7 protein-coding genes are annotated in these 11885 nt (G+C 74.7%); 1 reads left to right on the plus strand and 6 read right to left on the minus strand.

The annotated features are described in order from the left end of the window. Window positions 1–148: 148 nt before the first annotated feature. From AB0J72_RS48185 to AB0J72_RS48205, 5 genes are all read right to left on the minus strand, one after another. The gene (locus AB0J72_RS48185) at window positions 149–1504 is read right to left on the minus strand and encodes an MFS transporter (protein ID WP_363412611.1); all 1356 of its coding nucleotides are present in this window, start codon (window positions 1502–1504) and stop codon (window positions 149–151) included. Continuing rightward, window positions 1501–2706, minus strand: coding sequence for a PLP-dependent aminotransferase family protein (locus AB0J72_RS48190; RefSeq protein ID WP_363412613.1), 1206 nt, complete (start codon window positions 2704–2706; stop codon window positions 1501–1503). Before AB0J72_RS48190 ends, AB0J72_RS48185 begins: the two co-directional genes overlap by 4 nt. Next, window positions 2703–5858, minus strand: coding sequence for a BTAD domain-containing putative transcriptional regulator (locus AB0J72_RS48195; RefSeq protein ID WP_363412615.1), 3156 nt, complete (start codon window positions 5856–5858; stop codon window positions 2703–2705). Before AB0J72_RS48195 ends, AB0J72_RS48190 begins: the two co-directional genes overlap by 4 nt. Window positions 5859–5884: 26 nt before the next feature. Then, on the minus strand, window positions 5885–6097 hold the full coding sequence (locus tag AB0J72_RS48200) for a hypothetical protein (RefSeq protein WP_363412617.1): 213 nt from the start codon (window positions 6095–6097) through the stop codon (window positions 5885–5887). Between the two features lie 94 nt (window positions 6098–6191). After that, window positions 6192–9383: a BTAD domain-containing putative transcriptional regulator gene (locus AB0J72_RS48205; RefSeq protein ID WP_363412619.1), complete on the minus strand. Its 3192-nt coding sequence runs from the start codon at window positions 9381–9383 to the stop codon at window positions 6192–6194. Between the two features lie 341 nt (window positions 9384–9724). Between AB0J72_RS48205 and AB0J72_RS48210 the strand changes: the two genes are divergently transcribed. Next, window positions 9725–10528, plus strand: a complete 804-nt coding sequence (locus AB0J72_RS48210) for a polysaccharide deacetylase family protein (RefSeq protein WP_363412621.1) — start codon at window positions 9725–9727, stop codon at window positions 10526–10528. Window positions 10529–10619: 91 nt separating this feature from the next. On the opposite strand, the gene gntF is transcribed toward AB0J72_RS48210, so the two are convergent. Continuing rightward, complete coding sequence (gntF, locus tag AB0J72_RS48215) at window positions 10620–11876, minus strand: guanitoxin biosynthesis pre-guanitoxin forming N-methyltransferase GntF (RefSeq protein ID WP_363412623.1); 1257 nt, start codon at window positions 11874–11876, stop codon at window positions 10620–10622. Window positions 11877–11885 lie beyond the last annotated feature (9 nt).

The raw sequence follows: 11885 nt of genomic DNA on the forward strand, positions 1-11885 counted from the left end.
GGGATCGCCGTGTCATATGACCTTGCCGTCTGGGAGGGGGAGCGACCGGCGAACGACTTCGCCGCGCGGGCGGAGTTCGGGCGCCTCTACGACCGGTTCATGGAGTCGGATGCGCCCGTCGCGCCGCGATTTCGCAACGAATCCGGCGCTACTGCCGTGCGTCTTCCCGGACGACCGCGTGCGGCGCGGCGGCGTGGGCGTGTTCGTCCAAGGTGTACCGGCGCTGCAGCACGATCGCGACCGTCATGAGCAGGGCCGGCACCAGCGTGAAGCCGTAGCGGACGGCCGCCACCGCGCCGGACGGTTGCGTGGCGTGCTCGCCGGCGGTGCTGGCCACGAAGCCGCCCGCAGCCAGGCAGGCCGAGAACACGTACGGCCCCAGCGCGCCGCCGGTCGCTTCGGCAGCGGTCCACACGCCGGTGTAGACGCCCGCGCCGGCGGCACGGTCGGGGCCGCCCGCGGCGATGACGTCCGGCACCATCGACAGCGGCATGAGCTGCATCGCAGCGAACGCGACGCCGAGCACCGCCACGGCCGCGATCAGCACCGCCAGGTCGGCCGCGGCACCCAGGGCCATCACCAGCGAGCCGGCCACGAACGCGGCCTGGGCGGCGAGCAGGCTGCGCTGCTTGCCGAACCGCCGGGCGACCAGGACCCACGCGGGTGTGGCCAGTACCGCCGGCGCCATGAACGCCGCGATGAGCACGGCCGTGAACGAGGCGCGGCCCAGCTCGTACTCGGCGAAGTACGGCATGGCGGCCAGCACCAGGTTCATCGTGATCGCGACGGTCAGGTAGGACGCGGTCAGCATGCGGAACTGCCGGTCGCGCAGCGCCACCAGCAGCCGGGTGCGGTGCCCGGGCGCGGCCGGGCGGCCCGGCGCGACCCGGTTGAGGCGGCCGACGCCGGTGATGCCGGCCAGCAGCGCCGCGAGCATGGCCGCGCCGAGCAGCCCGGCCATCCGGGTGTAGTCGCCGACGCCCGGGTCGTCGCCGGCGACCAGCGGGGCGGCCACGCCGGCGAGCAGGACACTCACGGTGATCACGACGTTGCGGTACCCCATGAGGCGGGTCCGCTCGTGGTAGCCGATGCCCAGGTCGGCCGGCGTCGCGAGGTACGAGACCTGGTAGCACGAGTAGAGCAGGTTGCCGGCGACCAGCGCCGCCGCGACCCAGATCGCGGCCGCCGGCCCGGTCAGGCCTGACGGCACGGCGAACATGGCCACGAAGGCGAGCACCACGGCGCAGCCGGCCGACATCAGCCGCCGGCGGTGGCCGCGGGCGGCCATGCTCGCGTCCGAGAGCCGGCCCACCGACGGGTGCAGCACGATGTCGGCCACATTCGGCACCAGCAGTGCGATGCCGGCCACGTGCGGCGGCACGCCGAGGACGTCGGTCAGGAAGTACAGCAGGAAGATGCCCGGCACGGTGACCCAGATGCCCATGCCGACCGAGCCGGCGGCAAACGGCAGGAGCGCGCGGAAGGGGAGCCGATCGTTGCTCATACGTCCTCGAAGGCCAGGGCCAGACGGCGGACGGCCTCCCGCAGCTCGTGCGGGGTGCGGTCGCTGTAGGCGAAACGGAGGTGCCGGGCCGAGCGGCGCCGCTCGGGTCCAGCCGCGAAGAACTCGCCCGGCTGGTAGACCACGCCGTGGGCGGCCGCCCGCCGGAACAGCGCCGCCGGGTCCACGGCGTCGTCGGTGAGCCGCGGCCACAGGAACAGCCCGCCCTCGGGCGGCACGACCTCCAGGGCGCCCGGCAGGTGTTCCCGGAGGGCGTCGACCAGCACGCCGGCGCGCTCCCGGTACAGCGCGACGGCGCCGCGCACGATCCGGTCGAACGATCCGGCGTCGTCGGTGAGCAGCCGCTCGAGGATCGCCTGGGTCACCGAGGACGTGTGGACGTCGAGACGGTTGCGCAGCCGGACGACCGGGTCCACGAGGTGCTCGGGCAGCACCAGCCACCCCACGCGCCAGCCGGGGCCGAGGGTCTTGGTGAAGGTGTTGACGTGGATCGCCCGGTCGGAGTCGTTGAAGACCGCGTCGCCCTGGTCCTGGCCGGCGAAGCGCAGGGCCCGGTACGGGTTGTCGACGATCACGTAGAAGCCGTGCCGCTCGGCGAGCGCGATCAGCGCCTGCCGCTTCGCCGCGGAGAGGCTGACCTGGGCGGGGTTGTGGAAGTCCGGCACGGTGTAGGCGGCGGCGATCCGAGCGCCGGCGGCGAGCCGCCGAGCGAGGTGTTCTACGTCGAAGCCGTCGGCCGCGACGGGCACCGGCAGGAGCCGCGTCGTCGCCACCTCCAGGGCCCACAGGAAGCCCGGGAACACCGGATCGTCGACGGCGACGGTGGCATCGCGCTCGACGACGGTCAGCACCGCCAGCGCGAGGCCGTGCATGCCGCCGTTGGTCACCACGATCCGGCGAGGGTCGACGCCCTCCCGACTCGCGATCCAGTCGCGCAGCGCGGCCGAGCCGGGCGCCGCCGAGTACTGCAGCCCCGCGAGCGCGCCGCCGACGTCCTGCCACAGCCGCGCCGATGCCGCGCCGATCGCCTCGACGGGCAGGGCCTCGGGCGCGGGGATGCCGCCGAGCAGGCGGATCGCGCCGGGGGCCGCCGTGGCCAGGCTGGCCTCGACGAAGCCCTTCGGCGCCGAGAGCCCACGGGCCAGGGCCGTCAGCCCGCTCGCTTCCTCGGTCACCGCGGTCATGTCGTGCCCCCAAGCTCGGCGAGGAACTGTTCGGTGCGGCGCGCGAACAGGTGCGCCTCGCAGGCGGCTGAGCGCGCGGAGGCCCGTTCCGCGGCGGCCCGGACCGCGGCGACGGGGGCGCCGCGGGCCTGCAGCAGGCGCGCCTTCAGCAGCAGGAGCAGACCCTCGGCGTACCGCTGGCCGTAGTCCCACATCGCCTGGTCGGCCCGCTCGAGGGCGGCGTCGGCCCGGTCGGGCGACCCGGCCGCCAGCCACATCTCGGCGATCAGGGCGTAGTGGTAGGCGACGCCCCACTGCGGCGGCTGGAGCAGGTTGGCGACCAGGAGATCCTCGGCCTCGGCGGCCGCGCCGGCCGGGTCCTCGCCGGTGAGGGCCCGGGCCCAGCACCAGCTCTGCCGGATGTAGTGGTCGATCTGGGCGCGGAGGCGGGCGAGACCGGCGTCGGCCCATCGCTCACCGGCCCGCAGCGCCGCCTCGGCGTCGCCGGCCATGGACGCGATCATGGTGGTGTAGTAGACCCAGACCGAGGCCGCGTACGGATCTCCCGGTTTGTCCCAGGTGTCGACGAACGCCTGCGCCGCGCCGACATCGCCGTGCAGCGCGGTCATGACCGCCCGCCAGCCCGGCCCCTCCCCGGGAATGCTGCCGTCGCGCCGCAGCGGGGTCTCCTCGTCCGGGGCGACGGTGCCGTCGGCCGCGGCGGCGTCCGCCTCGGTGAAGGACCGGTACGCCTCGCCGATGTTGCCGATGTCCCACTGGTGCAGGCCCCAGGCCTGGCGGCCGTAGCGCCGGACGGCCGGATCGCCGGACGCCTGACCGAGCTCGTGCATGCGCCGGGCCAGCTGCGCGCGGTCCTGTTCGAGGGAGGTGTAGGCGCCCATGAGGCGGATGAACAGGAAGTCGGCGGCCTCCGTCTCGCGGCCGAGCGCCCGGGCCAGGTACTCGGCCCGCTCCAGCAGATCGAAGGTCGAGGCGTCGTACCCGGACTGCCGCCGCACGACGATGGCGAGCAGCGTGAGGGCGGCGAGCTCCGGCTCCATCAGCCCCGACGCCCGGGTGGTCTGGACGGCGGAGCGCAGCTGCCGGTTGGCGGACTCGAACGCGAGCTTGGCGGCCGCGCGGCGCCCGGCACGGATCAGCGCCTCCGCGACGCGCACCGGCTCGGCCAGGGGGCCGGCGGCCCACAGGTGGAAGGCGAGGCGCTCGGCGACGTCCTCGTCGCAGGCATGGATGTGCTCGAGCGCGTCCGCGACGCGCAGATGCAGCTGGGTGACCTGCTGCTGTGTCGCGGTCTCGGAGACCGACTCGCGCACCAGGTCGTGCGCGAAGCGGAGCGTTGACGGGTCCTGCGGCTCGGGCTCGAGCAGCCCGAGCGTGTGCAGCGGCTCGAGGCGGCGGAGGCAGTCGGCGACGGCGACGCCGGTGGCGCGGGACAGCAGCCGGAGGTCGACGTCGCGGCCGATGAGCGCGGCCACCTGCAGCAGGTCCCGGGCGGGGCCGTCGAGCCCGGCCATGCGGTCGCGGACGACGTCATGGACGGTCGACGGCACCCCGGCCGCGGCGGAGGTGTCGCCGTCGATCGCGCCGACCTCGCTGAGCAGCCGCGACAGCTCGCGGACGAAGAACGGGTTGCCGGAGGTCCGGGTGTGGATCGCGCGGGCGACGGCGTCGCCGGCCTCCCGGCCGGCCTCCTGGCGGACGAGCTCGGCCACGTCGGCCAGGCCCAGCGGGCCGAGCCGGAACCGCCGGTGACCGGGCCGCCGGCTGGCGGCGGCCAGGACCCGGGAGAGGTCCGGGCTGACGGTGGGGGCGCGATCACGCAACGCGCCGATGATCGCGGTGCCGTGGGGCAGCCGCCCCGCCAGATGGTGCAGCAGCTGCAGGGAGGCGGCGTCGGCCCACTGGAGGTCGTCGAGGATCAGCAGCGTCGGCCGCCGCGCCGAGGCCTGCCCGACCAGGGCGACGACCTGCTCGAACAGCCGGAACTGAGCGTTGCCGTCGGGCAGCTGCCGGGTGGCGTCGTCCCGCCCGGCCAGCAGCACGCCCAGCTCGCCGGTGAGCCACTGCTTGCTCACCGCCGGGGGCAGGCTCTGGACGACCGTGCCCAGGGCCTGCTCCCACGGCCACATCGCCGGCGTTCCGTCGCCCTCCAGGCAGGAGCCCCAGACGGCGAGCGCGCCCAGCCGGCCGGCCACGGCGGCGACCTCCTCCAGCAGGCGGGTCTTGCCGGCGCCCGGCTCGCCTTCGACGACGCCGATCGCGGTGTGGCCGGCGACCGCGCGCTCCACGATGCGCCGCAGCGTGGCGAGCTCCTCGGCCCGGCCGATGAAGGTGGCCGCGACGGTCCACGCGGCCTCCTGGTCCGCCGCCCGCCCCGGCGGCGCCGAAGGCTGGGTGAAGATCCGCCGCTGGGCGTCTTCCAGCGCCGGACCCGGGTCGATGCCGAGCTCGTCGGCGAGCCGGTCGCGGACCTGGCGAAACACCGACAGCGCCTCCGCCTGGCGGCCGGCGGTGCCGAGCACGACGACGAGGGCGGCCAGCACGGGTTCGTTGAACGGCGCCATCGACGCGGCCAGCTGCAGGGGCGCCAGCACCCGCTCGGGCTTGCCCACCGACACGGCGAGCTCCGCCGCCGCCGTGCAGACCTCGTAGAACTCGTTGTCCAGCGCGGCGAACACCGTGGTGGCGATGGTCTCGTCGGCGATGCCGCCGCCCGCGGGGCCGTGCCAGAGCCCGAGCGCGCTGACGTAGTGGTCGAGGGCCGCCTCGTCCTCGTGCCGGGTCACCGCGCTGCGGGCGGCGTCGACGAGCTCGCGGAAGGCGACGAGGTCCAGCGTGGCCGGGCCGGCGGCGAGCAGGTAGGCGTTGCCGCGGCGATGGAGGAACGAGCCGGTCTCGCGGACGGGCAGCAGCGGCTCGAGCAGCCGCCGCAGGGCGCCGATGTACTTGTGCAGCACGTTCAGCGCGCTGGAGGGGACGTCGTCGCCCCAGATCAGGTCGATCAGCTCGCTCGTGCTGGTCGGCCGGCCGGCCCGGGCCAGCAACAGCGCCAGGAGGTACGCCTGCTGCCGCGGCCCGGCGTCCAGCTCGGCGCCGTCGCGCCAGATCCGCAGCGGACCAAGGATCTGCAGGTACGGCGAAGGGGTGGCCATGGCGCGTCTGGCTTCCGCGGGGGCCGTCAGCGGGTTTCCGGCTGGGCGTCCGGCGCGTAGAGCTCCTCCTCGGTGACGACCGGCGCGACGGTGTCCTCGGGGCGTCCGACCCGCGCGGCCGAGCCGAACATGTGCCCGCGCGCGGGCCGCACAGGGGCGAAGGAGGCGAAGCCCTGCTGCTTCGGGATGTCGGGGTACGGAGCGAGGTCGACGGTCTGCCGGTTGACGCGCGTGGGCATCGCGGGCTCTCCTCGGTTCGCGGTACGACGCGACCAAGGCTAGGCAGGGGCACTGAATGGAGACTGGACGCCGACTGAACGCGGCGCCGGCCGGCTAGCCGGGGAGCTCGGCCAGCAGGTCGCCGGCGCGCGCGGCGAACAGCAGGGCCCCGCGCTCCCGCGACATGGTGAGCGCCCGCCGGGCCGTCTCGACGGCGGACCGGACGTCGCCCCCGGCCCGCAGCGCCCGCGCGCGGATGAGGAGTACCAGCCCCTCGGCATACCGTTCGCCGTATCGCTCGATGAACGCCTCGGCCTTGTCCAGTGCGGTCATCGCGCCGATCGGGTCGTCGTCGCGGAGCCGGACCTCGGCCAGCAGCGCCTGCCAGGTGGCCAGGTTCGATCGGGGTGGGTCGACCAGCGTGGTCTCGATGATCCGCGCCATCTCGGCGGCCGCCGTCGCCGGATCACCGCCGGCCATGGCCGCCGCCCAGTGCCGGGCCAGCCGCGGGTAGCTGCCCGAGAAGGTGAAGGAGAAGTCCGGATCGGCGTCGACGGCGGTCTCGGCAGCCCGTCGCGCCCAGGCGGCGTCCCCGGCCACGGCGGCCGCGGTGACGGCGAACGAGCCCCAGATGCTCAGCGCGTACGGGTCCCCGCCGGCGTCGCGCTCCACCGCGTCGAAGCGCTCCCGCGCGGCGGCCAGGTCGCCGTGCAGGGCGGTGTTCAGCGCCAGCATGACCGGCGTCATCATCTGCAGCCGGTGGCGCAGCGGCTCGGCGTCGCGCTGGGCCCGGATGAGCACGTCGGAACGGCTCAGGCTGCGGTAGGCCGCCTCGATGTTGCCCGCGCTCCACTGGTGGACGCCCCACGCGTGATGGCCGGAGGCCTGGACCACGGGGTCTGAGGAGTGCCGCCCGTGCTCCAGCAGTCGGCGCGCGAGGCGTCCGGCCGCCTCGAGCTGGATGCCCTGGGCGTAGGCCAGGAACTGGGTGAGGACGAACCCGGTCGCGTCCCGGTCATGGCCGAGCGAACGGGCCACCTCCTCGGCCCGGTGCAGGTGGTCCATGGTGGCGCCGACGAAGCCGGCGTGGATGCCCGCGATGGCGGTCAGCTCGGTCAGCGCGGCCAGCTCGAGGTCGAGGAGCCCGGCATCGCGCGCGATCCGGCTCGCCGTGCCGAGGTCCTGCTCCGCCGCCGCATAGGCGGACCGGGCCGCCGCGATGCGCCCCGCCAAAATGAGCGCCTGCGCGGTCTGCTTCGGCTCGGCGAGCGGCCCCGCGGCGCACAGGTGGTGCGCGAGCGCCTCACCGTGGCGTTTGGTCAGCTCCTGGGCCTGCGCGAGCGCGGCCGCGATCTGCAGATGGAAGTGGCCGGCAGCCGATCGCGGCGTCGAGCGGGCCACCGACTCACGGACGAGGTCGTGGGCGAACCGCCAGTCGCTCAGCGAGCCGGCGGCCGACTCGACCAGGCCGATCGCCTCGAGCGCCTCCAGGCGGGCCAGGGTTTGCGGTACATCGAGCCCGGAAGCGCTCGCCAGCAGCCGGACGTCGAGGTCGCGGCCGATCAACGCGGCGATCTCGATGAGGCGGCGGTCCCGGTCGTCCAGCCCGCTCATCCGGTCCCGGACGATGTCCCGCACCGTCGACGGCACGGCGGCCTGCGCGGCGACCGGGTCGGACAGGTGGTCCTCCTCGGCCAGGAACCGCGCGAGCTCGCGCACGAACAGCGGGTTGCCCTCCGTGCGGGCCTGGATGCTGCGGGCGACAGCGGGGCTGGGCGCCCGGCCGGTCTCCTGGCGGACGAGCTCGGCGACCTCGGCCGGTTCCAGGGGGCCGAGCACGATGCGTCGATGGTGCTCGAGCCGCGCGACCACCGCCAGCATGCGTCGCAGGTGCTCGCCGGGCACCGGGGCATGGCCGCGCAGCGTGCCGATCAGCATGCTCCGGGCCGGAAGGGACTCGGCCAGGTGCGCGAACAGCTGGAGCGACGCCTGATCCGCCCAGTGAAGGTCGTCCACGACCAGGATCACGGGCCGGCGGGCGGCGGCCGCGGTGCACAGGGCGACGATCTGGCGGTACAACCGGAACTGCGCCCGGGAATCCGGCCGGGCCGGGACGTCGACTCCGCGTTCGGGGCCCTCCAGCAGGCCGCGGAGCCCGGCCGTCCAGCGGGGCTGCTCGCCCTCCGGCAGGATCGGGAGCAAACCCTCGACGATCCGGACCCACGGCCACATCGACGGCGCCCCTTCACCGTCCTGGCAGCGGCCCCAGCAGGTGAGCGCGCCGTTCGCGGCGGCCTCGCCGGTGATCTCGGCCAGCAGCCGGGTTTTGCCCACGCCCGGCGGACCCTCGACGAGGGCGACCTGCGCCCTGGTGAGGACGGCCGAGCCAACGGCCTGCCGGAGGACCGCCAGTTCCTCGCGCCGGCCCACGAGGCGATCCGGTCGGCCGACGCGCTGCTCCCGCGGGCCGGCGGCGGGCGGCTCGGGCACCGGCTCGACCTGTCCGAGGACCTGCCGGTGCGCCTCGCGGAGCGCTGGACCGGGATCGATGCCCAGCTCGTCGGCGAGGCGCGTGCGGACCGTCTCGAACACGGACAACGCCTCCGAGCGCTGCCCCGACGACGCCAGCGTGGTCATGAGCGTCGCCTGGATCGTCTCGTCGAACGGGGCGATCCAGGCGGCCAGCCGCACCGGCTGCAGGATGCGCTTGGCCTGACCGCCCCGCACCGCGACGTGCGCGGCCTCGACGCAGGCGTCGAGGAGCTCCTGGTTGACCGAGGCGAACACTGGGCCGGCGGCCGCGCTGAGGGGCAGGCCGTCGCCGGCGGGCCCGCGCCACCGCGACAACGCCTGCTCGTAGGCATCCACCGCGTCTTCGGGCCGGCCGGCGTCCACGGCGGCGCGGGCCTCGTCGCGGAGCCGGCGGAACTCAGCCAGGTCGAGCGCCACCCGGCTGACGTCGAACTGGTAGCGGCCGCCGCGCCGGTGCAGGTACGCGCCGGGGTTGCGGGCGGAGAGGCCCGGCTCGAGCAGCCGTCGCAGCGCCCCGACGTACTTCTGCACGATGTTCAGGGCCGAGGTGGGCATGTCGTCGTCCCACACGAGGTCGATGAGTTCCGCCGCGCTGACCGGCCGACCCGCGCGCGTCAGCAGCAGCGCCAGCAGGTACGCCTGCTGCGGCGGCCCGGTGTCGACCTCGACGCCGTCGCGCCACACCCGCACGGGACCGAGGACCTGGAAAGCCGGTGCGGCGGCGCCCCCGTCCGGATCGGCCCCGGCGCTGGGACGCGAGCGGGACTCAGCCATCCAACCCTCCCCCGGGACGGACTGTACGGACAGTGGATCACGGTCCCCGGACGGTCCGCTCCACGTCAAGTGCAGGGCGCCAGGCTGACCTCGCGTCGTCGACAACAGCCGAGAGGGGCAGGACGTTCCCATGAGCCCGACGCAACCGTTCCGCAGGATCGTGACCGGTCATGACCGGTCCGGCCGCGCGTGACGACGGCCGAGGTTTCCGGCCGCGCCGACCGGAACCTCGGCAACCGAAGAGCTCCAGCATCCGTCTGTTCTGTAGCATCGTCGAGTCCTGACGGGCCGGACCGAGTTGGAGTACCTCCGTGCCGTTGCGCCGCATCGCCGTACTCGGGTTGACCATCCTGATACTGACCCTGACGCTCGGCGGCAGCCGCGGCAACAGCGGTCCGCCCGCGCCTGCTGTGGCCGCGCCGGTCGCGGCGGTACCGGTGGTCGCAGAGCATCAGGAGCCGACGGCCCAACCGAGCGTGCCGAGCCCCATGGCCTCGCCGTCCGCGTCGTCGCCGGTCATCGCGACCGGCGACGGCCCGGCCGGAACGGTGCGCAAGACCGGGTCGGACGCGGTCGCGCTGACCTTCGACGACGGCCCGTGGGACGACACCCCCGCCGTGCTGGACCTGCTGGCCCAGCACCACGTCAAGGCTACCTTCTGCATGGTCGGCCGGCAGGTCGCTGCGCGCGCCGAGATGGTCCGGCGGATGGTCGCCGAGGGGCACACCCTGTGCAACCACTCGTGGAGCCACGACGAGATGTTGCGCACCCGTACGCCCGATCAGATCAGATCCGACATGCAACGCACCAACGACGCGATCCGGGCGGTCGCACCCGGCGCGGTGATCGGCTACTTCCGCGCCCCCGGCGGCAACTGGTCGCCCGGCATCGTGAGCATCGCGGCCGGCCTGGGCATGACGTCGATCTCGTGGACCGTCGACCCGCGGGACTGGAGCGGCCCAGGGGTCCAGTCGATCGTCAACACCGTCCTGACGAAAACTCGTCCCGGCGGGATCGTGCTCCTGCACGACGGCGCGGGGCCGCAGACGGTCACCGCGCTGCGAACGATCCTGCCCGATCTGGCGGGCCGGTTCACCCTGATCGCCCTCCCGGCGCCGACCAGCGTGGCCCAAACCTTGCGATAGGAGACCGCCGGGCAACTCAGCAGGTCCTGACGGCGGCCGGTGGCCGACCCGACGGCTGACCCGCTGGCTGACGTGCCGGTTGGCCCGCCGCCTAGCCCGCTGGCTGACCCGCCTCAGTCCTCGCCCGTGCCGACCTTGCGCGGGCGAGAACGATGCCCGCGTAGCCGTGGCTGGACTCCTGCGGCACGCGGTGGACCTCGACGACCGGGGCGGCGAACCCGGTGCGCAGCGCCGCCCGCAGGTCGTGCTCGTCGATGTCCGCGCTCGGGAAGGACCGGCCGCCGACGGTGTAGGCGCGGCAGCGGCGCAGCGCCGCGGTCACGAACAAGCCGCCGGGCTCGACGAGACCGGTGATGTGCCGCATGTACCGCGCCCACGTCGCCCGGTCCGCGGTGGCGGAGTCCGCGCAGTACGCGCTGACCACCGTCGGGTAGACGCGCTCCAGCGGCCGCGGGTGCCGGGCGTCGACGTGCAGCAGCGCGGTGACCTTCCGACGGGTCAGGTCCTCCCGGGCGGCCACCTGCTCGGCGGTCGGGTCGGCGGTGCCCTCGCAGCGCAGGGTGTGCGCCACGAACGGCCGCCAGTCGTGGGCGGCGGGATCCCGCTCCAGCCACCGCCGGATCTCCGCCAGGTTGCCGGGCAGGTAGTCGCCGAGGTGGATCTCGGAGGCGACCCCGGCCGCCGCGAACACGTGGTGCAGGGTCGGCCCGACCCCGAAGAACAGCACCGGCCGGTCCCGTTGCGCGCCGCGCAGGGCGTCGACGAAGAACGCGATGGTGGCGACCTCGTCCGGCTCGACGGTGCCGTAGTAGCCGCGCAGGTACGCGCCCGGGTCCCAGTCGGTGTCGAACGAGGCGTGGCCGCGGCGGCGCAGCACGAGCCGGGTGAGGCGGGCCAGGCCGTACTCGTAGCCGGCGGCGCCCAGGTTCGCGCCGGCGAGGAACACCACGGCACTGGTCGCCGACCCGGTCAGCAGGGCCGCGCCGAACGCGCCCGCGTAGTACGGGATCTCCTTCGCGACCTCGGTGGCGGTGTACCCGGCGGCCGCCGCGACCCGGGCTGCCCGCGGGTCCGGCGTGCACCGGCGGGTCAGGTCGTGCGCGGCCTTCGACAGCACGTTGGTGCTGGTCCCGGTCGCGGTGAGCAGCTGCTGGTTGGCGCGCAGGTTCACCGCCAGCCCCCACCCCCACAGGACGTAGCTGGCGGCGAGCAGCGCCAGCGCCCACCGGTGGCCGATCCCGTCGAGCAGGCCGGACGCGACGAGCGCCACCCCGGCCGCGGTCGCGACGGAGTCCAGGGCCCAGGTCGCCGCCGCGGTCGCCCCGATGCTGACCAGCCAGGCCCTCACCGCAGAGCC

The sequence above is a fragment of the Dactylosporangium sp. NPDC049742 genome (assembly GCF_040674675.1).
Lineage (GTDB): Bacteria > Actinomycetota > Actinomycetes > Mycobacteriales > Micromonosporaceae > Dactylosporangium > Dactylosporangium maewongense.